Origin of the sequence: Brevundimonas nasdae (assembly GCF_016654005.1) — a bacterium.
GTDB classification, from domain to species: domain Bacteria; phylum Pseudomonadota; class Alphaproteobacteria; order Caulobacterales; family Caulobacteraceae; genus Brevundimonas; species Brevundimonas nasdae.
Map to the genome: position 1 here is coordinate 131,428 of NZ_JAEPWN010000002.1, position 24,885 is coordinate 156,312.

Below are 24,885 nucleotides of genomic sequence, written 5' to 3' on the forward strand. Positions count from 1 at the left end.
TTTCGCTGAAAAGCGCTGACCTTTTCAGCATCGCGCATTAGTAAGGCCGCCATGAGGTTTTCAGGCATTATCGTTGCGGCTGGCTCTGGTTCGCGCGCGGGCGGCGACAAGCAGTGGCGCGCACTGGGCGGCAAGCCTGTCCTGCGCTGGTCGGTCGAGGCCCTGCTGAACGCCGGCGCTGATGAGGTCGTGATCGTGGTCGCCCCCGGCGAAGACGCGCGCGCCGTCGATGTTCTGGCCGGATTGTCCAACTGGCGCAGCGTCACCGGCGGGGCTGCGCGCGCCGATTCTGTTCGTGCAGGCCTGACCGCCCTGACCTGCCCGGCCGACCAGCCGGTCCTGATCCACGACGCCGCGCGCCCCCTGTTGTCCCAGGCCGTCATAGAGCGCCTGGCGGCCGCTCTCGACGAAGCCGACGGCGCCCTGCCCGCCCTGCCCGTGGCCGACAGCCTGCGCCGTGGCGAAAACGGCCGGATGGCGGGCGTGGTCGAACGCGAGGGCCTGTGGCGCGCCCAGACACCGCAAGCCTTCCGCCGACAGACCATCGAGGCCGCCTACGCCGCCTGGACCGGCGCAGATGCGCCAACCGACGAAGCGGTCGTCGTCGAACGCAACGGCGGACGCGTCGTCCTGATCGAGGGCGACCAGCGCCTGATGAAACTGACCTACCCTGAGGATTTCGCCATGGCCGAGGCACTGCTGCCCCGTCAGACCCGCATCGGCTCCGGCTATGATGTTCACCGCTGGGGGCCCGGCGGCTCGGTCTGGCTCTGCGGCGTCGAAGTTGCGCATGACCAGACCCTGATCGGCCATTCCGATGCGGATGTGGGTCTGCACGCCCTGACCGACGCCCTGCTCGGCGCCATCGCCGAGGGCGACATCGGCGATCATTTCCCGCCCAGCGATCCGAAGTGGAAGGGCGCAGCGTCCGACCGCTTCCTGCAACACGCCGCCGAACTGGTGACGGCGCGCGGCGGCCGCATCATCAATGTCGACGTCACCCTGATCTGCGAACAGCCCAAGGTGAAGCCGCATCGTCAGGCCATGCGTGAGCGGATCGCCGCCATTCTGGCCCTGCCGCTCGACGCCGTCAGCGTCAAGGCGACCACGACCGAGGGCCTGGGCTTCACCGGACGCGGCGAAGGCATGGCGGCGCAGGCCGTCGCGACTGTCGACATGCCCGCACCGCAGGCGCTTTAACGCTCCGCCATCTTCCATTGCCGGAGCAATGAACCGAACAGATTGACGTAGTCGTCCGTCCACGGACGAACGCCTGTCCGCTCCAGCGTCCGCCAGCGCCCATCCGCGCGATAGGGGGCAAGTGCGGCTTCAGACTTGCCGATGATCAGCGCTTCGGTCGAGGCCTCCGACATGCCTGGCCCGTCCTTACGTTCGAAATATATCTGATGCAGGTTCGGGACGTTCAGCGCCTGGGCCGCCGCCTCTGCGGGCAGAGTGATCTCAAGGTTCCGGTTCGACAGGTGCAGCACCACGACCCCGTCGGGTTTAAGCAGACGCAGATAGCCCTTGATCGCCTCGACCGTCAGCAGGTGTGTCGGCACGGCGTCAGACGTGAAGGCGTCGATCACCAGCAGGTCATAGGTTCCCGCAGGCTCCCGCTCCATCGTCAGACGCGCGTCGCCCAGAACTGTTCGGACGGGACCATCGGCGCAGCCATTGATGAAGCTGAACCACTTGGGATCCCGTGACAGGCGGTCCACCATCGGGTCGATTTCGAAGAAGGTCAGCCGGTCCTCGGCCCGTTTATAGGCGGCCATGGCGCCCGATCCCTGCCCCACAACGCCGATCACGGCGCCCTCGGGATGGCGTTCCTGGGTCTTGAGCGCCGACTGCCCCAGAGGCGTGCTTTTGGCGTAGTAGAGGGTGGGCGCGCACCGATGCGAAGCCTCCATCGACTGGGCGCCATGCAGGGTCGTGCCGTGCATCAGCACATGGATCCGTCCGCCCAGAGCCTGATCCTGCGTCGTCGCCACGCGCATCACGCCAAAGAAGCTGCGCTCCGTCAGGTCCCAGTCATAGCCGCGCGCGATATGCAGCCCCGACCAGACCATGGTCGCCAGCGCAATGGCGAACAGCAGCGCCCGATCCCGCACAAGAAACGCGATGACGGCAGCGATGCCCAGAATGCCCTGCGCAATCCGGGGCGTCTCGCCCGCGGGGACCATGGCCCTGAAATCGGGATTGTAGCGCATGATCTCCAGCAGGACCGGCGGCGCCAGTGCGATGGCCAGCGCGCCGAGGAAACAGATGATCTGCCACGGCTTGAAGGCGTCGCGTCCCCACGGGCGCAACAGGACCGCTGCGACCAGGACGATCGGATACTCCCAGACCATGTTGAAGATGACGGGCGCGATCAGGGCGTTGAACACGCCTCCGACGACGCCGCCGAACGACAGCAGCAGATAGAATTCGGTCAGGCGATCGGGGGCTGGCCGTCGCGCCGCCAGACGCTGGTGGCACATCAGGGCTGTGAAGAAGAAGGCCGCCAGATTGACGAAGAACACCAGCGCCCACTCGCCAGTGCGAAACGCGATCATCGCCGCGCACAGGGCCGCCGCCGCCCCGTGGAACGCCAGACCTATGTGCGGCGGGATGAATGGCCGCGACTGGAAGGCGATGACAAAGGTCAGCAGATAAAGCGCCAACGGGATGACCCAAAGGAAGGGGGCCGAGGCCACATCGGTCGACAGGTGCGCGGTCACGCCCAGCATCAGGCTGGACGGCGCCGCCGCCAGCAGGACCAGCATCCCCTTCTCCCGCCATGAGATCGGCGGGCTGACGGCCAACGTGGCGGGTTCGGGCGCCGCCTCCGCACGCCGCCGCCACACCACCAGCGACAGGCCGATCACCATCAGCAGGAACAGGGCGTAACCGCCGCTCCACCCCCAACGCTGCCCCGACAGGCTGGCCAGCGGCTCGATCAGCACCGGATAGGCCAGCAAGGCCAGGAAGCTGCCCAGGTTGGACGCCGCATAGAGGACATACGGGTTTTTGCCGTCGGCGTGGCCCGCCCGCACCCGCGCATACCAGGCCTGCAACAGGGGCGCAGTCGCCGACAGGATGGCGAACGGGGCTCCGATCGACAGAGCCAGCGTGCCCAGCAGCCAGGCTACAGGCGCCGCCGGGTCAGGATCGCCCAACAGGCCGTTGATCTTCAGCGGCAGGAACAGGGCCGCCAGCAACAGCAGGCCCACATGCACCATGACCTGGGTTCGGATCGACCCGATCCGCTGCAGCAGGTGGGCATAGCCATATCCCGCCAGCAACGCGGTCTGGAAGAAGACCATCGACGCGTTCCACACCGACGGCGAACCGCCCAGCGTCGGCAGCACCAGCTTGGTCACCATCGGCTGAACCACGAAGACCAGACAGGCCGAGGTGAAGATGGCGACGGCGAACAGGATCGGTGTCGACCGATCCCGTTTCATTTCCGAGACTGGCGTTGGAGCGTCCGCGAAATCGGTCATGCCTCTGGTTAGAACCCGGTTCGGCGATTATGAAAAGCACATGTTCCCCGATGACATTCAGCAACTGGCGCAACAGATTGTCGCGGCGTCCACCGCGCGAGGGTTGATGCTGGCGACAGCCGAGAGCTGTACGGGCGGTCTGGTCGCCTCGGCCATCACCGCCGTTCCCGGCTCCTCTTCTGCGCTCGACCGGGGCTTCGTCACCTACAGCAATGAGGCCAAGAGCCAGATGCTGGGCGTCCGCCAGACCACGCTGATGGCCCACGGCGCGGTGTCGGAAGAAACCGCGCGAGCCATGGCCGAAGGCGCCGTCTCCAACTCCCGCGCAGAAATCAGCGTCTCGGTCACCGGCATCGCGGGGCCCGGCGGCGGTTCGGACGACAAGCCGGTCGGGCTGGTTCATTTCGCGTCTCAGGGGCCAAAGGGCCTGACGCACGTCCAGAAACGGTTCGGCGACATTGGTCGTGACGCCATTCGCATGGCCAGCGTCCGCACCGCCCTGTCGATGCTGGCGGATCAACTGGGGTGAACCAACCCATCATTGTCGACGCGCGCGGTCACCGCTGCCCCACGCCCAGCCTGAAACTGCAGAAGGCCATGGCCGACGCCGCGCCGGGTGTGCGTTTCGTCCTGCTGGCGACCGACGCAATGGCGCGCATCGATGTGCCGTTCATGATGAGCCAGAAGAACGGACGCCTTGTCGAAATCCAGGACATCGACGGCGTCCTGCACCTCACCGTCGAGAGCGGACCCGCGACGCCCGACGCTCGGACAGATTGACGACCTCTGCGGGCGCTTCTTCGGGCACGCGCCGGGCCTTGTCGGCGATCTCCATCTCGGTGGCGAATGCGCCGCCATAGAAGATGGCGTTCACGTTCCACGACAGCCAGATCAGCAGGACCACCACGGCGCCCACCGATCCATAGGTGGCGCCCAGCGGCGCGATCTGCTCGACATAGATGGCGCACAGCCATGACGACACGACCGACATGCAGGTTGCGACCACGCCGCCCGTGATGGCCGGAACCCAGGCCACCGGCGTCGTATGGCTCATGGCATAGCGATAAAGCATGGTCAGCCCGATCACGAGGCCGATGGCCGGCAGGGCCGAATCGAACGGCATGAACCGCCCCTGTTCGGCGACCGCGCCCGTTGCATTTGCGGCATGGGCCATGATCCGAACCGTCACGACGGCGCCCGACACCACGGTGAACAGCGCAAAGGCGAAGACGGCGACGAAAAACGCCAGCAGGTTGAACTTGAAGAACCCATGCGGCTCTGTCTCGTCGTGGATCAGGTTCAGCCCGGCCAGCAGAGCCTTGAAACCCCGGTGCGCCGCATAGGCGCCGACGAACAGGGCGAATGCGCTTTGGGCCGACACCGTCCGCGCTGAGGCGTTGCTCAGCCGCGTGATCTCGCTCTGGAAAATGTTCTGCGCAGCGCTGGGCAGCAGATCCGACAGAGCCGTCGCCTGGGCGCTGACTTCATTGATCGACAGGCCCAGCTTGTAGAAACCGATCAGGATGGCGATGGCCGGAAACACGGCCAGCAGCGCAAAAAACGACACCCCGCCCGTGTAGAGCATCACGTCCCGGCCCCAGCTGCGCGTGAAGGCCCGGACCGCAAGGCCGCCCCAGAATCTGGGCGCCTTCAGCACCGAACGGGTCAGATTGTCACTCAAGCCGGTCCCCACAACCGTTACGCCAAGCGGCGGAACCTAGCGGATTCCCGCGCTCAAGGAAGTCGCAACCGCGTGAATGTTCCCGTATTGGGACGTTCGTCCACGACATAACTTCCTTAAGCATAGCATCCCTATGGTCCGCGCGCGGTCCAGGCGGTATGGGCGCGTTGGGACGGGGGCGTCCCCTGGAGACGATCTGCTTGGCTTTCGACGCGCGTGTATTGATCCTGGCGGCCGATGACGGTCGGATCGGGCCGCTGGCCGAGGGACTGGATGCGCTGGGCTGGCGCACCGTGACCGCTCGCGATCTGGCTTCCGCCGCCGCCACGCTGCAGGACTTCCCCCTGGAAGCGGCCATCATCGACATCGCTTCTTTTGCGCCTGACGCGGCCCTGCGCCTGCGCGCCGCCGCCGAACCGCGCCGCCTTCCGGTTCTGGTCGTCGGCGCAAGACCTGACACCGTCGAAGGCGCTGATCTGGTCATGTCCGCGCCGCCGCACCCGGCTCAGGCCGCCCTGCGGCTGGAGCAGCTGGTCCGCGCCTCCATCGCCGAAGAGGAATATCACCTCCGCACCACGACCTTCTCCCTGCGCGGCGTCGATTTGACCGCCCGCCCGGAGGGCGAAGCCCCCTTGCGCATCCTGGCGGCCGGGTCGGCGGACCGGCGCTTCCTGGCCCTGTCCAATCTTTTGACCGCCCAGGGGGTCGAGGTGATCGCTGCGCCGACGCCTTACACCGCCTTCGACTATCTGCACGAAAGCCCGTTCGACGCCGCCGTCCTGTGGGGGGCGGAGGATCACGCCCCTGCCCTGTCCATCGCCTCGGGCATGAAGCGGAACACCCGCCTCTATCACATCCCCTTGATGCTCTATCTGCGCGGCCAGACCGAGATGGGGTTGTCGGAGCTGTTCAATCGCGGATTCGCCGACGTCGCAGCCGCCGACACGCCCGAGGATGAAACGGCCGAGCGTCTGCTGGCGTTAGCGGCGGCCCATCGTCGCCACCTGTCGATCCGCCGGACGCTGGATTCGGTGCGCAGCCTGGATGTGATGGACCCCACGACAGGCCTGTTCACCCCTGAGCTGTTCGCCGCCCACCTGGGCCGCATCGCCGAAGGCGCCCGCGCGCGCCGTCGTCCCCTGTCGGTCTGCGTCCTGCGTGTTCGAGAAACCGAGGCCGTCGCCTGGGCGCGCCAGGGCAGCTGGCTGGATCGGGCCATGCCCCAGATCGGGGCGATGGTGTCGCGTCTGGTCCGCATCGAGGACACGCCCGCGCGTCTGGCCAAGGAAGTGTTCGCCCTGGCTCTGCCCGCCACCCATGCCGCCCAGGCCCGGCTGGCCGCTGAACGCATCGCCGCCGTCATCGGCTGCACCGCGTTTGACGCAGGCGCCGACCGCTCGCCCTTCGTGGCCGAGTTCGATGTGGGCGTCGCTGAAATGCGCGAAGGCGAAGCCCCCGGCGCCCTGCTGGAACGCGCGTCCGCCGATCTGTTCGAACGGACGCGCTAGATCAACCGCAGGCGGGGCGCCTACGCCCCCGCCACCCGGGCCAGGTCGGCCGTGATCCCTTCCGCCACCTTCAGCCGGTCCTCTGCCGTCGGCCAGTCGCCTGACACCACGATCTTCTGATCCGGCCTGATCTTCCAGAACGCCTGGTTCTTCTGGATCAGCCCCACCAGCCCGACGGGGTTGGGGAAACTGTTGTCACGCAGGGTCAGCACGGCGCCGCGCGGGCCGATGTCGATCTTCTCGATACAGGCCTTGCGGCAGTTCGCCTTGATGCCGACGATCTTCAGCAGTTGCTGCGCCTCGTCCGGCAGCGGGCCGAACCGGTCGATCAGTTCAGCAGCCAGGGCTTCGCGGTCCTCGGCCTGTTCGGCGTCGGACAGGCGTCGATAAAGGCTTAGACGCACGTTCAGGTCTGGGACGTAGTTCTCTGGAATCAGAACAGAAGCGCCCACATTGATCGACGGCGACCAGCCGCGATCCACCGCTCCCGGCTCGCCGTTTTCGCGCAGCTCGGCGACCGCGTCCTCCAGCATCTGCTGGTACAGTTCGACGCCGACCTCGCGGATGTGGCCCGACTGTTCATCGCCCAGCAGATTACCGCCGCCGCGCTGATCCAGATCGTGGCTGGCCAGTTGGAACCCGGCTCCCAGATTATCCAGCGACTGCAGCACCTGCAGCCGCCGCTCGGCCGACAGGGTCATCGGCTTGACCGCATCGGTGGTCAGATAGGCGAAGGCGCGCGCCTTGGAACGCCCGACCCGTCCGCGGATCTGATAAAGCTGCGCCAGACCGAACATGTCGGCGCGGTGCACCACCAGCGTGTTGGCCGTGGGAATATCCAGCCCGCTCTCCACGATGGTGGTCGAGACCAGCACGTCGTATTCGCCGTCGTAGAAGGCGCTCATGACCTCCTCCAGTTGGGTCGCGCTCATCTGGCCGTGGCCCACGACGAACTTCACCTCCGGCACCTGCTCGCGCAGGAACTTCTCGATGTCCGGCAGGTCCTTCAGGCGCGGCGCGACATAATAGGCCTGACCGCCGCGATATTTCTCGCGCAGCAGGGCCTCGCGCACCAGCACAGGGTCCCAAGGCGTGACGTAGGTCCGCACCGCCAGACGGTCGACCGGCGGCGTGGCGATGATCGACATCTCGCGGATGCCCGACAGCGCCATCTGCAGCGTGCGCGGGATCGGCGTCGCGGTCAGGGTCAGCAGATGCACGTCGGCGCGCAGGGTCTTCAGCTTCTCCTTGTGCTTGACGCCGAAGTGCTGCTCCTCATCCACGATCACCAGGCCCAGATCACGGAACCCGACCTGTTCCGACAGCACCGCATGGGTGCCGACGACGATCTCGACCGAACCGTCTTTCAGCCCCTGCCGCGTCTCCGCCGCCTCCTTCGACCCCACCATCCGCGACAACTGCCGCACCTTCACCGGCCAGCCGGCGAAGCGTTCGGTGAAGGTCTTGAAGTGCTGGCGCGCCAGCAGGGTCGTGGGCGCGACAATGGCCACCTGCTGGCCCGTCATGGCCACGACGAAGGCCGCCCGCAGCGCCACCTCGGTCTTGCCGAAGCCGACATCGCCGCAGATCAGGCGATCCATCGGCGTGCCCTTGCCCAGGTCTTCCAGCACATCGCCGATGGCGTTCAACTGGTCGTCCGTCTCCTCGTAGGGGAAGCGGGCGCAGAACTCGGCGAACAGGCCGGATGGCGGAACCACGGCTTCGGTTTCACGCAGCGCACGTTTGGCCGCCAGCGCGATAAGCCCCTCGGCCATCGCCCGCAGGCGTTCCTTGGCCTTGGCCTTGCGCGCCTGCCAGCCAGCGCCGCCCAGCCGGTCCAGCTGCGCGCCTTCCGAGTCCGAGCCGTATCGGGTCAGAAGATCAATGTTTTCAACCGGCAGATAGAGCTTACTCTCACCGGCGTACAACAGCTCCAGGCAGTCGTGCGGCGCCTGCTGGATGTCCAGCGTCTTCAGCCCCTCATACCGCCCGATGCCGTGATCCAGGTGCACGACCAGATCGCCGGTCGTCAGGGCCGAGGCTTCGGCCAGGAAGTTCGACGCCCGCCGCTTCTTCCTTGGCCGCGCCAGACGATCGCCCAGGATGTCCGTCTCACAGATCACCGCCACGTCGTCGGTGACGAACCCATGCTCCACCGGCAGCACGCCGCGCAGGTAGATGTCCTTGGGCGCATTCTGGACGTCGTCCCAGTCGCGCACGGCGACGATGTGATCCAGCCCGTGGTCCGCCAGCATGGTCGCCAGACGGTCAGACGAACCCTCTGTCCACGACGCGAACAGAACGCGCTTGCCCTCGCTTTTCAAAGTCTGGGCGTGGGCGGCGACGGCCTCGAACAGATTGACGCTGTCCTGGGCCCGCTCCGCGCCGAACGTGCGACCCAGCCGTCCGCCTGCATCCTCTCCACCGCTGGAGAAGGGCGTGAAGCGCCGCACAGCACGACCGGCCAGGGCCTGGTTCCAGTCGCCTTCCTCCAGGTACAGCCGTTTTGGCGGCAGGGCGCGATTGGCGCTGGCCCCGCCCTTGGTCTTGGCGGCCTCTGCCCGCGCCTCATAGGCGTCAGCGACGAGATCCCAGCGCTCGCTGCGCGCCGTCTCGACCTGATTGTCCAGGAAGACCTGCGCCTGATCCGGCAGGTAGTCGAACAGGGTGTCCAGCCCATCGTAGAACAGCGGCAGCCACTGCTCCATGCCCTGGCGTCGCGCGCCCTCGCTGATGGTGGCGTACAGCGGGTCGTCGCCCGGCGCCCCGAACAGGTTCAGGTATCCCGTGCGGAACCGCGAGATGGCTTCCTTGTCCAGCAGGGCTTCGGACACAGGCGCCAGGGCGACCGCCTTCATCTGTCCGGTCGAACGCTGGGTTTCGGGATCAAAGGTGCGGATCGATTCCAGCTCGGAGCCGAACATGTCCAGACGCACCGGCTCGGCGAAGCCGGGCGGGAAGACATCCACCACCCCGCCGCGCACCGCGAATTCGCCGCGCTCGGATACGGTCGAGGCGCGGACATAGCCATTGGCGGCGAAGTACCGCTCCAGCGCCTGGATATCCAGATCACGCCCGACCTTGGCGTCGAAACCCGCCAGCGTCGTCACCGACCGGGGCGGCGTGCGCTGCATGGCCGCCGACACCGTGGTGACCACCAGAACCGGCGCATCGTCAGGCTTGCGCTGCGCCAGCCGCGTCAGGGTCGCCATGCGTTGGGCGGCGATCCCGGCGGTCGGGCTGAGCCGGTCGTAAGGCAGGCAATCCCATGCCGGATATTCCAGCACTTCAATATCTTGCGTGAAGAACTGAAACGCCTGAACGAATGCCCCCGAACGCTGATAATCGCGTGCGACGAACAGGCCGACGCCGCCCGACGCCTTGACCCGTTCGGCGACGATCAGGGCGTCAAGGCCTTCCGGCGCGCCGCCCAGCTCCGCGTCGGTCCGATGCACCTGCGCGTCCATCAGCCGATCCCCTTGCTGACCTCGGCGGCCACATGCGCGCGCATGAAGGTCCGCAGCCTGGCCATCACCGGCGTCTCGAACTCGGGCGGCGTCGGATCACGTTCGATGATCCAGCCGTAAAGCCACTGATCCTCTTCATTGATCAGCCGCTCATACTCATCCAGCTCGGCATCGCTCAGGGTCGGCGCCACCTGATCCGAGAATGGACCCAGCACCATGTCGGCCTCACGGAAGCCCCGCCGCCATGAGCGGAACTGGATGCGGCCCAGCCGCTGCCGGCGTTCGGGGGTCATTTCGTCGCCACTTTCGCTTGGGGGACGCGCGTCGATTTCGGCCACAAGAATCCTTGCCCGGTCCAGACTTTCAAACAGGTTGGGTCAAATAGCGTCCCCGGAGCCACTTCGCCACCCGTGATGGTCACGCTATGCTCACGGCGATGCGTCCGCAGATTCTCTTTCCCCTGTTCGCCGAGGTCTCCACCCTGAAGGGCGTGGGTCCTCGCGTCCTGCCGCTGGTGCAAAAGGTCGCGGGGCCCTTGGTGCGTGACCTTGCCTTCCTGAGCCCCTCTGGCGTCATCGTGCGCCGTCCGATGCAGGCCGCGACCGCCGTCGATGGCGAGGTCGGCGTCTTCGAAGTGACCATCGACCGGATGTTCGTTCCCAGCCGCCCGGGCGCCCCCCTGAAGGTGCGGGCCAGTGACCCGACCGGCTTCGTCCACATGGTCTGGTTCGGCGGCTCGGCCCAGCATGTCGACCGCCTTTTGCCGCGCGGCGAGACACGTCTGGTCTCGGGCAAGGTCGAACGCTTCAACGGCGAGGTCCAGATCGTCCACCCCGACATCGTAACGGTGGACAAGGCGACGGACATCCCATCGTCAGAGCCGGTCTATCCCGCGACACAGGGCCTGACCTCCCGCCAGCTGCGCAAACTGGTTCAGACCGCCCTGCCCGCCGCCCCCGACCTGCCGGAATGGCAGGACGCCGCCTGGCTGAAGAAGCAGAACTGGCTGGGCTGGCGCGCCGCGCTTGACGCCCTTCATGCGCCGACTGGCGAACTGGACCTGACGCCCGACGCGCCGGTGCGCCAACGTCTGGCCTATGACGAGTTTCTGGCTCACCAACTGGCCCTGGCCCGCCGCCGTCGTGCGCGTGCAATCAAACTGGCCCCGGTCATCGCACCGGGCGCAGCGTCCGAGCATCTGCTTCAGGCCCTGCCCTTCCAACTGACCAATGCTCAGGCCCAGGCGGTCGCCGAAATCCGCCGCGATCTGGCGTCCGGCCAGCAGATGGGGCGGCTGCTGCAGGGCGATGTCGGCTCGGGCAAGACCGCCGTCGCCGCGCTCGCCCTGGTCGATGCGGCCTCCAGCGGCTTCCAGTCCGCCCTGATGGCCCCGACCGAAATCCTCGCGCGCCAGCACTATGAAAAACTCGGCCCGATGCTGGCGGCGGCTGGCGTCACCGCCGTGCTGCTGACCGGGCGCGACACCAATGGCCAAAGGCGCGAGAAGCTGGCGGCCCTGGTCTCGGGTCAGGCCCAGATCGCCATCGGCACCCACGCCCTGTTCCAGGACGCCGTTCGTTTCGACCGGCTGGCCCTGGCCGTCATCGACGAACAGCACCGTTTCGGCGTCAACGAACGCCAGCGGCTTCAGGCCAAGGGCGACCCCCGCATCGGCGCCGTCCACCTGCTGACCATGTCGGCGACCCCCATCCCGCGCACGCTGGAGCTGACCCAGTACGGCGAACTGGAGGTCAGCCGCCTGACCGAGAAACCGCCCGGCCGCACGCCCGTCACGACCGCCGTCCTGCCGCTTGCCCGCATCGGCGAAGTCGCCGCCCGGCTGAAGACCGCCGTCGAAAGCGGCGCGCAGGCCTATTGGATCTGTCCGCTGGTCGCCGAATCCGAAGCCATCGACCTGGCCGCCGCCGTTGACCGCGCCGATGATCTGCGTCGCCTCTTGAACGTCGAGGTCGGACTGGCCCACGGCCAGATGCCCGGCGCCGAGCGCGAGGCCGTCATGGCCGACTTTGCGGACGGGCGCATCCCCGTGCTGGTCGCCACAACCGTCGTGGAGGTGGGCGTGGACGTGCCCAACGCCTCGATCATGGTCATCGAACACGCCGATCGCTTCGGCCTGGCCCAGCTGCACCAGTTGCGAGGCCGCGTGGGCCGGGGCGCCAAGGCCAGTTCCTGCATCCTGCTGTACGGCGGTCAGGACGGCGCGCTCGGGGAAACGGCCAAGGAACGTCTGGAGACCCTTCGCCGCACCGAGGACGGCTTCGAGATCGCCGAGGAAGACTTCCGCCTGCGGGGCGGCGGCGATCCTCTGGGCCTGAAACAGAGCGGCTTCCCCGCCTATCGTTTCGCCGATCCGATCCGGCATCGCAGTCTGATGCTGGCCGCCGCCGACGACGCCCGCCTGATCATGAACCGCGACCCGGACCTGACCTCAGAACGCGGCCAGGCCATTCAGGTGCTGGAAGAACTGTTCGACTGGAAGGCACACAAGGCAGGAGCGGACTGAGGACCTAGCCCTTCGTGCGGGCCTGCAAACGGGCCGCCAGGCTGGAGGTGTCCCAGCGGGCGCCGCCCATGGCCTGGACCTCGGCGTAGAACTGATCGACGAGTGCGGTCTGGCTGAGGATGGCGCCGTTCGTGCGGGCTTCGTCCAGCACCAGACCCAGATCCTTGCGCATCCAGTCGACGGCGAAGCCGAACTCGAACTCACCCTTCACCGCGGTCTTCCAGCGATTGTCCATCTGCCAGCTTTGCGCCGCGCCCTTGGACACGGCCTCATAGACGGCGTCGGTGTCCAGGCCTGCGACCTGGGCGAAATGCACCGCCTCGGCCAGACCCTGCACCACGCCGGCGATGGCGATCTGGTTGACCATCTTGGTCAGTTGACCGGAGCCCGCCGGTCCCATGTGCTTGATCGCCTTGGAATAGGTGTTCAGCGCCGGTTCTGCCCTAGCCAAGGCGTCTGCATCGCCGCCAGCCATGACGCTGAGCTGGCCGTTCTCGGCTCCAGCCTGACCGCCTGACACCGGGGCGTCGATGAACCAGCGTCCCTGCGCCTGAGCCATTTCCGCCATTTCGCGCGCCACCTTGGCCGAGGTCGTGGTGTGGTCGACGATGACGGCGCCCGCCGCCAGATGCGGCAGGGCCTCGGTCGCGACAGCGCGCACGTCGTCGTCATTGCCGACGCACAGGATGAACAGTTCGACGCCCTGGGTCGCCTCGGCCACCGTTGGTGCGAACCGGGCACCCGTCGCCGTCGCCCAGGCCTGGGCCTTGGCCGTCGTGCGGTTGAAGCCGGTCACATCGTGCCCCGCATTGACCAGATGTCGCGCCATCGGGGCGCCCATGACGCCCAGGCCAGCGAATGCGATCTTCATGACAGGCTCCTTTGTTCCCGCGCCCGACTAGGCCGCGTCGTCGCAGGGTTCAAGCGACAGATGAAGTGCAACGCGCGGTTAACCTTGGGCGGGTCAGAATGGGACACCAGCCGTCGAGATGCCCAGCCATGCCCGCGAGTGATCGCCCGATCCTCATCAAAAAGGTCAAGAAGGTCTCCGGCGGAGGCCACCACGGCGGCGCGTGGAAGGTGGCCTACGCCGACTTCGTCACCGCCATGATGGCCTTCTTCCTCTTGATGTGGCTGATCAATGCGACCGACCCGGAGCAGAAGCGCGGCATCGCAGAGTATTTCGCCCCCGCCAACGTCTCCACGGCCACCTCCGGCTCTGGCGGCATATTGGGCGGCACGGCGCTGGGCGACGACGGGTCCAAGAGTTCCGGCTCAATGTCCGTGATCGAGCAGCTAGCGCTTGAGGCGCCCGCCGATGCGACCAGCCCCGGCGCCAGCGCCAATCTGTCCTCCGCCAGCGACGCGGCCCTGCAGGCTGAGATCGAACGCCGCGAGGCCGCCCAGTTCGCCAGCGCCGCCGAATCTCTGCGTCAGGCCATGCAGTCGATGCCGGAACTGGCCGAACTGTCGAAACAGCTGATCGTCGATCAGACGCCTGAAGGCCTGCGCATCCAGTTGGTCGATCAGGAAGGCCGCTCGATGTTCGACAACAACTCGGGGCGGCCTAACGCCCGCGCTCAGGTGCTGCTGCGCGCCATCGCCAAGGTCATCAACCAACTGCCCAACCGCATTTCGATCACCGGCCACACCAGCGCCGCCGCCGGATCAAACCGGGCCAGCGCGCCGGGCGACTGGACCCTGTCCTCGGAACGGGCCAACGGATCGCGTCTGGTGCTGCAGAACGCCGGGGTCGACCCGGATCGCATCTATTCGGTGTCGGGCAAGGCCGGGTCCGATCCCCTCTACCCCGACGACCCGTCGCTGGCGGGCAACCGCCGCATCGCCATCGTCCTGCTGCGTGAAGCGCCGGTCCTGCCTATGGACACCTCGCTGTGATCCGGTTCGGCTGCAGCGCGAAGCCGCTTGCAGCCCGGCGCCGAATGGCGGAAAATTGTCTCCACGCGACGGACCTGTCGCAATATTGGCAAGATCGGATGCGGACCTAAGGCCGTGACGCAGCACGTACCGACAAGACAGCTCCGGTTCTACATGACCTCAGTCGCGCCCTGCCCTTATCTGCCGGGCAAGACGGAGCGGAAGGTCTTCGCCAACCTGCCCTTCACCGACGGCGCCCACGTCAATGACGAACTGACGGTCGCCGGGTTCCGTCGCAGCCAGAACATCGCCTATCGCCCCGCGTGCGAGGCCTGCGACGCCTGTGTGTCGGTGCGGTTGCCCGTGGCCGATTTCACCTTCAGTCGGTCCCAGCGCAGGATTCTGGCGCGCAACAACGACCTGTCGCGCAGTCTGGTCGAGGCCGAGGCCACGACCGAGCAGTTCCAGCTTCTGCGCCGCTATCTGACCACGCGCCACCCGACCGGCGGCATGAGCGACATGGGCTGGCTGGACTATGTGGCCATGGTCGAGGACACGGCCGTCCGCACCCATCTGATCGAGTATCGCCTGCCCTCGACCGACGCCGGGCCGGGCGATCTGGTCGCGGTGACCCTGACCGACCTGCTGAACGACGGCCTGTCGATGGTTTACAGCTTCTATGACCCGACCCTGCTAAAACGCAGCCTGGGCCGGTTCGCCATTCTGGATCACGTTCGACAGGCCGAGATCGTCGGCCTGCCGTTCGTCTATCTGGGCTATTGGGTCCAGGGCTCCGAGAAGATGGACTACAAGGCCGACTTCCGCCCGATGGAGGCGCTCAGGCCCCTGGGCTGGGAGCGCCTGCCTTAGGTTCACGACATGCGGACCAAAGCCGTCATTTCGGGGCGTCAGAAGGACGAACCCGGAACCCAGGAGGCTCGCATTAGGCGTCGAATGCGACCAGCGGCGCGACCGTGGCTCTGGATTCCGGGTTCTTCGCTACGCTCAGCCCCGGAATGACGATCCGAAAAGCGAAACAACTGAATATAGGTTTAACCTAAGAATGATCACGTCGTCGGCACCGAGGTGCTGGCGCGCGACGGCGTAACCGGCACGGATGAGACCGCACCCCACGGCCCCTCGTCCCGACCGCCTGCGAACCTGATCAGCGCCTCGATCCGCTTTTCGATGGGCGGGTGCGTGGCGAACAGGCCCGAGAACTCCGACTTATTGGCCGTGTTGTCCAGGAACATGCCGCGCAGTTCGTCCGGCGCCTCCAGCTTGGACTGACCCGACACCTTGCGCAGGGCCGAGATCATGGCGTCCGGGTTCTTGGTCAGTTCGACCGCGCCCGCATCAGCCACATATTCACGCGTCCGCGACAGGGTCATGCGGATCACCGCCGCCAGGCCAAAGCCGATGGCCCCGACCGCCAGACCGATCAGGATCAGCGGCATGGCGTTCTTGTTGTCGCGGTCGCGCCCGCTGCGCATGTAGAACAGGCCCCGGAAGATCAGTTCCGCGATGACGCTGATGATGCCCGCGAAGATCGAGGCGATCACCATGGTCCGCACGTCCTTGTTGATGACGTGGGTCAGTTCGTGAGCAAGGACGCATTCCAGTTCGTCGCGGTTAAGCGTCTGCATCAGACCACGCGTGACCGTAACGCTGTAGTTTCCCTCATGCAGGCCGGACGCATAGGCGTTCAGCGCCGGGCTTTCGATGATGCGCAGCGTCGGCGTCTTCATGCCGCGCGAGATCGCCAGATTCTCCAGCAGATTATAAAGTTCCGGCTCGACGCGGCGTTCGACCGGGCGGGCGCCGGTCATGGCGTCGATCATCATCTGGTTGCCGAAATAGGCGATGACGAACCAGATGGCGGCGGCGATGGCGGCGAAGGGAACCGTCCAGCCCAGCATGCCAGCGGCCTTTGCCAGATCCTGGCCCAGATCGCCGCCAGAGTTAGGCAACACACCGAAGCCCATCATCAGCACCTGAACGGCGAACAGGATGCCGACCAGCAGAATCGGGAACCCGGCCAGCAGGATCACTGACCGGGTGTTGTTCTGCCAGATGTGGGTCTGCAGGCCGACGGCCTGACCGAAGACAGCCATTGACGCTTAGAACTTCACCGTCGGCGGGGCGGCGTTCAGGGCCGCGCGTTCGCCATCGCCCACGTCGAAGAAGGGCTTGTCCGAACCGAAGCCGAACAAACCGGCGAACAGAACGGTCGGGAACTGGCGGCGCACGGCGTTGAACTCGCTGACCGCATTGTTGAAGAAGCGGCGGGCGGCGGCCAGCTTGTTCTCAATGTCCGACAGGTCCATCTGCAACTGCTGGAAGTTGGTGTTGGCCTTCAGGTCCGGATAGGCCTCGGACACGGCGAACAGGCGGCCAAGGGCGCCCGTCAGCATGTTCTCGGCCTGAACCTTGTCGTCGACGGTGCGGGCCCCGGAGGCGGCGGCGCGCGCCTGGGTGACGGCGTCCAGCGTGCCGCGCTCATGCGTGGCGTAGCCCTTCACCGTCTCGACCAGATTGGGGATCAGGTCCTGACGCTGCTTCAGCTGCACGTCGATGTCGGCGAACGACTGGTTGGCCGACTGGTCCAGCTTCACCAGGCGGTTGTAAGCGCCCACAACGGCGAACAGCACTACAGCGACGACAACGCCGATGATGATCAAGGTGATCATTGGGTCTCCCTCCAGAATTCAATGCGGAATATGGAGAGCCGCAGCCCCCCTTCCTAGTGAAAATCGTGACAGGTCAGCTGCGACAAATCATGCGCGGAACTTGCGCATGCCGCGCGGCCCCTGGCGTCCGGCCCCGGCGCGCTTGCCCAGCCAGTCCTTCCAGTCGGGCCAGTTGCGGCGACGCCCGCCGCCATCCGCCCATTCCGGCCCCGTTTCGGCGTTGAACACCGCGACGTCGGCCAGACCGCCCTGCTTGAAGTTCTGCAGTTTGACGCCCTTGCCGCGCCCCATTTCGGGCAGTTCGGCCAGGGGGAAGATCAGCGTCTTGATGTTCTCGCCGATGGTGGCGATGTGATCGCCATTCACCCGCAGCATGGCCAGAAGCTCGCCGTTCAGCACCTGTTTGCCGCCCCGCTTCTGGGCCAGGGTGTCGTCTTCCGGCGCGATGAAGCCGTAACCGGCCTTTGACGCGATCAGCAGCTTTCCGCCCGGCTGGTGCGCCAGCAGATTGATGATCTGGGCGCTTTCATCCAGGTCGATCATCAGGCGCAAGGGTTCGCCGTGCCCGCGCCCGGACGCCAGCTTGTCCGCACCGATGGTGAAGATCCGTCCGTCCGACGCCCCGACCAGCAGTTTGTCAGTCGTATAGGCCGGGACCAGATAGGCCAGTTGGTCGCCTTCCTTGAACTTCAGCTCCGACGGGTCCTCGACCTTGCCCTTGGCGGCGCGGATCCAGCCGCGTTCCGACAAGATGACGGTGATGGCTTCGCGCGGAATGAAGGCCTCGGGCGCGACGAAGGCCGAGGCATCCACGGCGTCGGCGATGGTGGTCCGGCGCGGCGAGATCAGGGCCTTGCGAACGGCTTCCAGTTCCTTGGAGATCGCCTTCCATTGCTTGCCTTCCGACGACGTCAGCGCCTTCAGGTTGGCAAGTTCTTCAGACAGCTCCTTGAATTCCTTCTCGATCGTCATCTCTTCCAGACGCGCCAACTGACGCAGCCGGGTGTCGAGGATGAAGTCGGCCTGAACTTCCGTCAGTCCGAACCGGGCGATCAGGACGGCCTTGGGCTGCTCCTCCTCGCGGACGATGCGGATGACCTCGTCCAGATTCAGGAAGACGATCCGCAGCCCTTCCAACAGGTGCAGCCGCTTCTCGACCCGCGCGATTCGCCATTCCGACCGGCGGTTCAGCACTTCGCGACGGTGATCCAGGAAGGCCCGCAGGCAATCCTTCAGGCCCATGACACGGGGCGTGCCGCTGGCGTCCAGCACGTTCATGTTGATCGGGAAGCGAACCTCCAGATCAGACAGTTTGAACAGGCTTTCCATCAGCATTTCAGGCTCGATGGTCCGGTTCTTGGGCTCCAGGATCAGGCGGATGTCTTCCGCCGACTCATCGCGCACATCGCCCAGCAGGGGCGCCTTCTTGTTCTCGATCAGGTCCGCCAGCGCCTCGATCAGGCGCGACTTCTGCACCTGATACGGCATCTCGGTGATGATGATCTGATAGGCGCCGCGATCAAGCTTCTCCTCAACCCATTTGGCGCGCAGGCGCACCCCGCCCCGGCCCGTCTCATAGGCGTCCAGGATCGAGGCCGCGCCCTCGACCGACACGCCGCCCGTGGGGAAGTCCGGCCCCGGCACGATCTGCACCAGTTCCGCCGTCGTCGCCTCGGGCCGTTCCAGCAGCAACTGGCAGGCGTCGATCAGTTCGCCGACATTGTGCGGCGGGATCGAGGTGGCCATGCCGACCGCGATTCCGGACGAACCATTGGCCAGCAGGTTCGGGAACCCGGCGGGCAGGACGATCGGCTCTTCATCCTGATCGTCATAGGTGGGGCGGAAATCGACGGCGTCCTGATCGATGCCTTCCAGCAGCAGCACGGCGGCGGGCGTCAGCTTGCACTCGGTGTAGCGCATGGCTGCGGCGCTATCGCCGTCGATGTTGCCGAAGTTTCCCTGACCGTCGACCAGCGGATAGCGCTGGGCGAAGTCCTGGGCCAGGCGGACCAGGGCCTCATAGATCGAGGCGTCGCCGTGCGGGTGATAACCACCCATGACTTCACCGACGACCTTGGCGCATTTGCGCGCCGCAGCCTGCGGGTTCAGCCGCATCTGATGCATCGCGTACAGGATGCGCCGGTGCACGGGCTTGAACCCGTCGCGCACGTCAGGCAGCGCGCGGTTGGTGATGGTCGACAGGGCGTAGGCCAGATAGCGGCGGCTAAGCGCCGTCTCCATCGGCTCGTCGATGATGCGGCCGCCTTCCGGCGGCGGGGCGTGGATCGTCATGGCACTGCGAATCGGGGATCGGAAGCCGGAAGTCTAGCCCGTCCGTCCCCTGTTCGCGCTTCTATCTGGGAATAAGCGCGCCCAAGAGTAACCAAATGGCTCCGGCGTTCGTATCTGAGGGGTCACATCGCATCAGGCGGCCCCAATGATCCTGTTCCTGCTGTCCTATCTCGCCGGTGCCCTGACCATCGTCAGCCCCTGCATATTGCCCGTCCTGCCCTTCGTCTTCGCACGGGCGGACAAGCCGTTCGTCAGGAACGGCTTCCCGTTGTTGATCGGCATGGCCGTGACCTTCGCAGGCGTGGCCAGTCTGGCGGCGCTGGGCGGCGGATGGGCGGTGCGCGCCAATGAGGCCGGACGTTGGATCGCACTGGCCGTCATGGCGGTGCTGGGCCTCAGCCTGCTGCTGCCCTCCGTCGGCGACAGATTGATGCGGCCCTTCGTGGCGATGGGGTCGTGGCTGACCGAGCGGGCCGAGCGGCATTCCGGCGATCAGGGCGATGTCCGCGCCTCTCTGCTGCTGGGGGTGGCGACAGGGCTGCTGTGGGCGCCGTGCGCCGGTCCGATCCTGGGCGTCATCCTGACCGGCGCGGCGCTGCAGGGCGCAGGCGTGGGAACCACCATCCTGTTGCTGGCCTATGCGGGCGGGGCCGCCACGTCTCTGGCCCTGGCGTTGCTGGTCGGCGGGCGGGTGTTCAAGGCGATGAAGGGGGCGCTGGGCGCAGGCGAATGGATCAGGCGGGGGCTGGGCGTTCTGGTCCTGATCGGCGTCGCCGCCATCGCCCTGGGTTTGGACACCGGACTGCTGCCCCGTGTGTCGGCGGGCAGCACGGGCCGGATCGAACAGACGCTGCTGACCACCATCGGTCGCGGTGCGCCCGTGAACCAGGCCCCGACCGATCTGGCCAACCTGCCGGTCGAGGGCGTCATGCCGCCGCTGACGGGGGCGGTCACCTGGATCAACTCCCCGCCCCTGACGACCGAGCAGCTGCGCGGCAAGGTCGTGGTCGTCGATTTCTGGACCTATTCCTGCATCAACTGCCTGCGCTCCATTCCGTACGTCCGGGCCTGGGCCGAGAAATACAAGGATCAGGGTCTGGTCGTGATCGGCGTCCACACGCCCGAGTTCGCCTTCGAGAAGTCAGAGGCCAATGTCCGCCAGGCGGTCGAACGTCTGGGCGTCACCTACCCTGTCGCCATGGACAATGATTTCGCCATCTGGCGCGCCTTCAGGAACAACTACTGGCCCGCCCACTATTTCATCGACGCCAAGGGCCAGATCCGCCACCACCATTTCGGCGAAGGCGACTACGACGGCTCTGAACGGGTCATCCAGCAACTGCTGCGAGAGGCCGGCGCGGCCAATGTCGCCAGCGGCGTGGTGCAGGTTCAGGCCAGGGGCGCCGAAGCCGCCGCCGACATGGACCAGATCGCCTCGCCCGAAACCTATGTCGGCTATGCCCGCGCCGAGAATTTCCGCTCTCCGGGCGGTCTGGCCGCCGATGCGGTCAAGGATTACGTCGCCAGCCCGTTGAACCTCAATGACTGGAGCCTGCTGGGCCGCTGGCGCGTGACCCGTGAGCACGCGGACCTGCAAACCGCAGGCGGACGCCTGTCCTTCCGTTTCAAGGCCCGCGACCTGCATCTGGTCATGGGCCCGAGCCAGAGCGGCGCCAAGGTGCGGTTCCGCGTCCTGATCGACGGTGTTGCGCCCGGCCCTGACGCAGGCGTCGACATCGATGCCCAAGGCGAAGGTCAGGTCGACAGCGAACGCCTGTATCAACTGATCCGTCAGGCCGCCCCCGTCGGCGAGCACACGTTCGAGATCCAGTTCCTCGACCCCGGCGTCCAGGTCTTCGCCTTCACCTTCGGCTAGAGCCGTCCCGCCTCTCCTTGCGGCGTGGTCACATCACGTACCAAAGACGGCGAAAACGCCTTCCAACGAACGGCGACGCCTGACAAAAGGGGGCCATGAGCACGACCGCCCCCTCCTCCGCTGTTCTCGACGAATTGAAGGCCGCACTGGGTCCCGGCGGCTGGACCCAGGACGCCGACGTCATCGCCCCGTCGCTGACGGAATGGCGCAATCGGTGGACTGGCAATACGCCGATCCTGCTGACACCGCGCTCGGTCGAGGAAACGGCCAGGGCCGTGACCATCTGCGCGCGTGAAGGCGTGGCCATCACGCCCCACGGCGGCGGCACCGGCCTGGTCGGCGGCCAGATTCCCTTTGGCGAGGTCCTGCTGTCGACGCGCAAGATGCGCGCCGTCCGTGATGTCACCCCGCTGGACGACGCCATGACCGTCGAGGCCGGTTTGACCCTGCTGGAGGCGCAGCAGGCGGCGACGGCGGCGGGCCGTTATTTCCCGCTCAGCCTGGCGGCGGAAGGTTCGGCCACCATCGGCGGCGTCATCTCGACGAACGCTGGCGGCACCCAGGTTCTGCGCTACGGCATGATGCGCGATCTGGTGCTGGGCATCGAGGCCGTCATGCCCAATGGCGAAATCTTCAATGGTCTGAAGCGGCTGCGCAAGGACAACACCGGCTACGACCTCAAGCAGCTGTTGATCGGGGCCGAGGGCACCCTGGGCGTCGTCACCGCCGCCACCCTGAAGCTGTTCCCGATCATGCGTTCGCGCGCCGTCGCCATCGTCGGGCTTGAGACCGCTGCCGCCTCGGTCGAACTTCTGGCCCGCGCCAAGGCCGAAACGGGCGGCGGCGTCGAGGCCTTTGAGCTGATGAAGCGTCTGGGCATGGAGCTGGTGCTCAAGAACATCCCCGACACCCGCGAACCGCTGGATTCGACGCCCGACTGGTACGTTCTGATCGAGATCACGTCCGGCACGCCGGGCGGCGCCGAGGCCCAGCTTGAACGCCTGCTGGAGGTCGCCTTCGAAGAAGGTCTGATCAACGACGCCGCCATCGCCCAGAACGACGCCCAGCGCACATCCTTCTGGCGTCTGCGCGAAGAACATTCTGCGGCTCTGAAACCCGAAGGCGGCGGCTGGAAGCACGATGTCTCGGTCCCCATCAGCCGCATCGCCGACTTCATCGACGAGGCCACCGCCGCCGTCGAGCGCTTCCACCCCGGCGCCCGCGTCTCTGTCTTCGGCCATGTCGGCGACGGCAATCTGCACTACGACATCCTGCCCGGCGTCGGCGAGGACATCCCCGCCTTCATCGGCCGCTGGAAACAGGGGTCGCAGGTCGTCCACGACGTCGTCGGCGGCTACGATGGCTCCATCTCGGCGGAACACGGTTTGGGACGGCTCAAGACCGAAGAGGTCAAACGCTACAAGTCCGCCCTCGAGATCGAGACCATGGCCGCCATCCGCCTCGCCATTGATCCCAAGCGGATCATGAACCCGGCTGTGCTGTTCTAGCCGCGGTACAGCCGTTTCGTTAGCACACGCGCAAAGCCGTCATCCTCGCCCTTGTGGCGAGGATCCAACCATACGCGCAGGGCGTCCAACCTTCGTCGAAACGGTAACCACCAAACCAAATTCCGGGCGAAGGCCCGGCGCCTCGCCTTGCCCTCCACTCGGGCCTCACTCCCTCCGTCAAAAACGGTCGGAGCGACGAGCCGTGCGCGTAGTGAGACCTCAAGCCCGGTTCAAATCGTCACCGAAGCGGCCTATGTCGGCGCCTTCGACAAGGAGCCTGGTTTTGCTGATCGTACTTTCTCCCGCAAAGCGGCTCGACTTCACCGAGCCCGTGTCGACCCTGCCGGCGTCCGAGCGTCGGATGCTGGACGACACCACTGCCCTTTCCAAGACCGCCAAGCGCCAGACCAAGGCGGATCTGCGCCGCCTGATGAAGATTTCCGACGATCTGGCCCAGTTGAACGTCGAACGTTTCAAGGCCTTCGACCCCGAATCGCTGGACGGTGTCCAGGCCGCCTTCGCCTTCGCCGGAGACGTCTATGAGGGGCTGAAGGCGCGTGAACTGGATGAAGCGGCCCTGAACTTCGCCCAGGACCACCTGCGCATCCTGTCCGGCTTCTACGGCCTGCTGCGTCCGCTGGACCGCATCCAGCCCTATCGCCTTGAAATGGGCACCCGCCTTGAGACCAAGCGCGGCGCCAGCCTTTATGACTTCTGGGGCGACCGTATCTCCAAACAGTTGAATGCAGACGCTGAGGGTCAGGCCGATCCGACCCTGGTGAACCTGGCCAGCCAGGAATATTTCGGCGCCGTCGACGCCAAGGCGCTGAAGCTGCCAGTCGTGACGCCCCAGTTCCGCGAGGAAAAGAACGGCGAGAGCCGCATCATCTCCTTCTTCGCCAAGAAGGCGCGCGGCGCCATGGCGCGCTACGCCATCGACGAACGTGTGGAACGGACCGAGGACCTCAAGGCTTTCGACCGCGACGGCTATCGTTTCAACAAGGCCGCATCAACCGAAAGCGAGTGGATATTCACCAGATCGGGAAATTCTTGATCGCGAGGGGTGACTGCCGCTAATCTCACTCCACAAGAACCAGAAGGCGAGCCCATGTTCCAGCGGTCCAAATCATCGAACGGCGGCGCAGCTGCGCACGGCGAAACCCCTGAGTTTCGCGACATCGGTGATCTCAAGGGCCAGGTGGCCGTGATTTCCGGCTCGACCTCGGGCATCGGTCTAGCGCTGGCGCGAGCGGTTGCGGCGCGGGGCGGCGACGTGGTGCTGAATGGCCTGGGCGACCCGGCCGAGATCGAACGCACCCGCGCCGAGCTTGAGGCCTCGTCCGGCGCACGCATCCGCTATCACGGCGCGGACATGACGCGCGGCGAGGAGATCGCCGACATGGTCGCCTTCGCCAAGCACGAGCTGGGCCGCCTGGACATCCTGGTCAATAACGCCGGCATCCAGCACGTCGAGGCTGTCGAGAAATTCCCCACCGACAAGTGGGAGCAGATCATCGCCATCAACCTGTCCTCGGCCTTCTACGCCACGCGCGCGGCGATTCCGATCATGAAGGCGCAAGGCCGCGGCCGGATCATCAACATGGCCTCGGCCCACGGTCTGGTCGCCAGCCCGTTCAAGTCGGCCTATGTCGCGGCCAAGCACGGCGTGATCGGCTTCACCAAGACGGTCGCCCTGGAAGTCGCGCGCGACAACATCACCTGCAACGCCATCTGCCCCGGCTTCGTCGAAACGCCGATCGTGGAGAAGCAGATCGCCGATCAGGCCCGCACGCGCGGCCTGACCAAAGAGCAGGTGCTGACTGACGTGATCCTGGCAGCCCAACCAACCAAACAGTTCGTCACCACGGACCAGTTGGCGGGCATCTTCCTCTATCTGGTTTCGGACCTGGGGGCCTCGGCCAACGGGGCCAGCTTCTCCATCGACGGCGGCTGGACCGCGCAATAATCATCTG

The 24,885-nt window shown here is 66.2% G+C and carries 19 protein-coding genes; 11 read left to right on the plus strand and 8 right to left on the minus strand.

Translation table 11 applies throughout. The features are described 5' to 3' along the window. The first annotated feature begins 51 nt into the window (after nucleotides 1-51). Nucleotides 52-1,200, plus strand: coding sequence for a bifunctional 2-C-methyl-D-erythritol 4-phosphate cytidylyltransferase/2-C-methyl-D-erythritol 2,4-cyclodiphosphate synthase (locus JKF87_RS03930; RefSeq protein ID WP_201097499.1), 1,149 nt, complete (start codon nucleotides 52-54; stop codon nucleotides 1,198-1,200). Here the strand turns inward: JKF87_RS03930 and JKF87_RS03935 are convergent. After that, nucleotides 1,197-3,488, minus strand: a complete 2,292-nt coding sequence (locus tag JKF87_RS03935; protein WP_201097501.1) for a fused MFS/spermidine synthase — start codon at nucleotides 3,486-3,488, stop codon at nucleotides 1,197-1,199. The two genes, JKF87_RS03930 and JKF87_RS03935, sit on opposite strands and share 4 nt — an antisense overlap. A 40-nt stretch (nucleotides 3,489-3,528) precedes the next feature. On the opposite strand from JKF87_RS03935, the gene JKF87_RS03940 reads away from it, so the two are divergent. Together JKF87_RS03940 and JKF87_RS03945 are read left to right on the plus strand one after the other, a co-directional pair. Further along, nucleotides 3,529-4,017, plus strand: a complete 489-nt coding sequence (locus tag JKF87_RS03940; protein ID WP_201097502.1) for a CinA family protein — start codon at nucleotides 3,529-3,531, stop codon at nucleotides 4,015-4,017. Further along, the gene (locus tag JKF87_RS03945) at nucleotides 4,014-4,268 is read left to right on the plus strand and encodes a sulfurtransferase TusA family protein (protein ID WP_201097503.1); all 255 of its coding nucleotides are present in this window, start codon (nucleotides 4,014-4,016) and stop codon (nucleotides 4,266-4,268) included. The genes JKF87_RS03940 and JKF87_RS03945 overlap by 4 nt, the downstream gene beginning before the upstream one ends. Here the strand turns inward: JKF87_RS03945 and JKF87_RS03950 are convergent. Then, entirely contained in the window at nucleotides 4,222-5,169 is a 948-nt protein-coding gene (locus JKF87_RS03950) for a YihY/virulence factor BrkB family protein (RefSeq protein WP_236261107.1), read from the minus strand. The genes JKF87_RS03945 and JKF87_RS03950 overlap by 47 nt on opposite strands. 200 nt (nucleotides 5,170-5,369) lie before the next feature. Here JKF87_RS03950 and JKF87_RS03955 point away from each other — a divergent pair, with 200 nt between their 5' ends. Next, nucleotides 5,370-6,677, plus strand: coding sequence for a diguanylate cyclase domain-containing protein (locus JKF87_RS03955; RefSeq protein WP_201097507.1), 1,308 nt, complete (start codon nucleotides 5,370-5,372; stop codon nucleotides 6,675-6,677). A 20-nt stretch (nucleotides 6,678-6,697) separates the two neighbouring features. On the opposite strand, the gene mfd is transcribed toward JKF87_RS03955, so the two are convergent. Together mfd and JKF87_RS03965 are read right to left on the minus strand one after the other, a co-directional pair. After that, nucleotides 6,698-10,144, minus strand: coding sequence for a transcription-repair coupling factor (gene mfd / locus JKF87_RS03960; protein ID WP_201097509.1), 3,447 nt, complete (start codon nucleotides 10,142-10,144; stop codon nucleotides 6,698-6,700). Continuing rightward, the gene (locus JKF87_RS03965; RefSeq protein WP_201097511.1) at nucleotides 10,144-10,437 is read right to left on the minus strand and encodes a succinate dehydrogenase assembly factor 2; all 294 of its coding nucleotides are present in this window, start codon (nucleotides 10,435-10,437) and stop codon (nucleotides 10,144-10,146) included. Before JKF87_RS03965 ends, mfd begins: the two co-directional genes overlap by 1 nt. Before the next feature lie 143 nt (nucleotides 10,438-10,580). On the opposite strand from JKF87_RS03965, the gene recG reads away from it, so the two are divergent. Continuing rightward, on the plus strand, nucleotides 10,581-12,668 hold the full coding sequence (recG, locus tag JKF87_RS03970; protein ID WP_201098179.1) for an ATP-dependent DNA helicase RecG: 2,088 nt from the start codon (nucleotides 10,581-10,583) through the stop codon (nucleotides 12,666-12,668). Nucleotides 12,669-12,672: 4 nt separating this feature from the next. Here recG and JKF87_RS03975 read toward each other — a convergent pair whose 3' ends face one another. Beyond that, nucleotides 12,673-13,539 carry an NAD(P)-dependent oxidoreductase gene (locus JKF87_RS03975; RefSeq protein ID WP_201097513.1) on the minus strand — a complete coding sequence of 289 codons (867 nt, stop codon included), beginning with the start codon at nucleotides 13,537-13,539 and terminating at the stop codon, nucleotides 12,673-12,675. Between the two features lie 128 nt (nucleotides 13,540-13,667). Here JKF87_RS03975 and JKF87_RS03980 point away from each other — a divergent pair, with 128 nt between their 5' ends. Both JKF87_RS03980 and JKF87_RS03985 read left to right on the plus strand, forming a co-directional pair. Continuing rightward, nucleotides 13,668-14,567, plus strand: coding sequence for a flagellar motor protein MotB (locus tag JKF87_RS03980; protein WP_201097515.1), 900 nt, complete (start codon nucleotides 13,668-13,670; stop codon nucleotides 14,565-14,567). Between the two features lie 114 nt (nucleotides 14,568-14,681). Next, the gene (locus JKF87_RS03985; RefSeq protein ID WP_201097517.1) at nucleotides 14,682-15,416 is read left to right on the plus strand and encodes an arginyltransferase; all 735 of its coding nucleotides are present in this window, start codon (nucleotides 14,682-14,684) and stop codon (nucleotides 15,414-15,416) included. 197 nt (nucleotides 15,417-15,613) lie between these two features. On the opposite strand, the gene JKF87_RS03990 is transcribed toward JKF87_RS03985, so the two are convergent. From JKF87_RS03990 to parC, 3 genes are all read right to left on the minus strand, one after another. Continuing rightward, nucleotides 15,614-16,660 carry a M48 family metallopeptidase gene (locus JKF87_RS03990; protein ID WP_201097519.1) on the minus strand — a complete coding sequence of 349 codons (1,047 nt, stop codon included), beginning with the start codon at nucleotides 16,658-16,660 and terminating at the stop codon, nucleotides 15,614-15,616. A gap of 6 nt (nucleotides 16,661-16,666) precedes the next feature. Next, on the minus strand, nucleotides 16,667-17,236 hold the full coding sequence (locus JKF87_RS03995; protein WP_201097521.1) for a LemA family protein: 570 nt from the start codon (nucleotides 17,234-17,236) through the stop codon (nucleotides 16,667-16,669). Nucleotides 17,237-17,323: 87 nt separating this feature from the next. Continuing rightward, nucleotides 17,324-19,528, minus strand: coding sequence for a DNA topoisomerase IV subunit A (gene parC, locus JKF87_RS04000; protein ID WP_201097523.1), 2,205 nt, complete (start codon nucleotides 19,526-19,528; stop codon nucleotides 17,324-17,326). A 145-nt stretch (nucleotides 19,529-19,673) separates the two neighbouring features. On the opposite strand from parC, the gene JKF87_RS04005 reads away from it, so the two are divergent. The 4 genes from JKF87_RS04005 (at nucleotide 19,674) to JKF87_RS04020 (ending at nucleotide 24,878) form a co-directional block, all read left to right on the plus strand. Next, a complete protein-coding gene (locus JKF87_RS04005; RefSeq protein ID WP_201097526.1) occupies nucleotides 19,674-21,404 on the plus strand; it encodes a cytochrome c biogenesis protein DipZ in 1,731 nt (576 codons plus the stop codon). Between the two features lie 95 nt (nucleotides 21,405-21,499). Further along, entirely contained in the window at nucleotides 21,500-22,912 is a 1,413-nt protein-coding gene (locus JKF87_RS04010) for an FAD-binding oxidoreductase (protein WP_201097528.1), read from the plus strand. Nucleotides 22,913-23,195: 283 nt separating this feature from the next. Continuing rightward, the gene (gene yaaA / locus JKF87_RS04015; protein ID WP_201097530.1) at nucleotides 23,196-23,966 is read left to right on the plus strand and encodes a peroxide stress protein YaaA; all 771 of its coding nucleotides are present in this window, start codon (nucleotides 23,196-23,198) and stop codon (nucleotides 23,964-23,966) included. Nucleotides 23,967-24,020: 54 nt separating this feature from the next. After that, on the plus strand, nucleotides 24,021-24,878 hold the full coding sequence (locus JKF87_RS04020) for a 3-hydroxybutyrate dehydrogenase (protein ID WP_236261109.1): 858 nt from the start codon (nucleotides 24,021-24,023) through the stop codon (nucleotides 24,876-24,878). The last annotated feature ends 7 nt before the right edge of the window (nucleotides 24,879-24,885 follow it).

Bases quoted from the DNA above. Each gene is read 5' to 3' on its own strand.
- JKF87_RS03930 (WP_201097499.1), top strand. From the start codon at position 52: ATGAGGTTTTCAGGCATTATCGTTGCGGCTGGCTCTGGTTCGCGCGCG.
- JKF87_RS03935 (WP_201097501.1), bottom strand. From the start codon at position 3,488: ATGACCGATTTCGCGGACGCTCCAACGCCAGTCTCGGAAATGAAACGG.
- JKF87_RS03940 (WP_201097502.1), top strand. From the start codon at position 3,529: ATGTTCCCCGATGACATTCAGCAACTGGCGCAACAGATTGTCGCGGCG.
- mfd (WP_201097509.1), bottom strand. From the start codon at position 10,144: ATGGACGCGCAGGTGCATCGGACCGACGCGGAGCTGGGCGGCGCGCCG.
- JKF87_RS03965 (WP_201097511.1), bottom strand. From the start codon at position 10,437: ATGACCCCCGAACGCCGGCAGCGGCTGGGCCGCATCCAGTTCCGCTCA.
- recG (WP_201098179.1), top strand. From the start codon at position 10,581: ATGCGTCCGCAGATTCTCTTTCCCCTGTTCGCCGAGGTCTCCACCCTG.
- JKF87_RS03975 (WP_201097513.1), bottom strand. From the start codon at position 13,539: ATGAAGATCGCATTCGCTGGCCTGGGCGTCATGGGCGCCCCGATGGCG.
- JKF87_RS03980 (WP_201097515.1), top strand. From the start codon at position 13,668: ATGCCCGCGAGTGATCGCCCGATCCTCATCAAAAAGGTCAAGAAGGTC.
- JKF87_RS03990 (WP_201097519.1), bottom strand. From the start codon at position 16,660: ATGGCTGTCTTCGGTCAGGCCGTCGGCCTGCAGACCCACATCTGGCAG.
- JKF87_RS03995 (WP_201097521.1), bottom strand. From the start codon at position 17,236: ATGATCACCTTGATCATCATCGGCGTTGTCGTCGCTGTAGTGCTGTTC.
- parC (WP_201097523.1), bottom strand. From the start codon at position 19,528: ATGACGATCCACGCCCCGCCGCCGGAAGGCGGCCGCATCATCGACGAG.
- JKF87_RS04005 (WP_201097526.1), top strand. From the start codon at position 19,674: ATGATCCTGTTCCTGCTGTCCTATCTCGCCGGTGCCCTGACCATCGTC.
- JKF87_RS04010 (WP_201097528.1), top strand. From the start codon at position 21,500: ATGAGCACGACCGCCCCCTCCTCCGCTGTTCTCGACGAATTGAAGGCC.
- JKF87_RS04020 (WP_236261109.1), top strand. From the start codon at position 24,021: ATGTTCCAGCGGTCCAAATCATCGAACGGCGGCGCAGCTGCGCACGGC.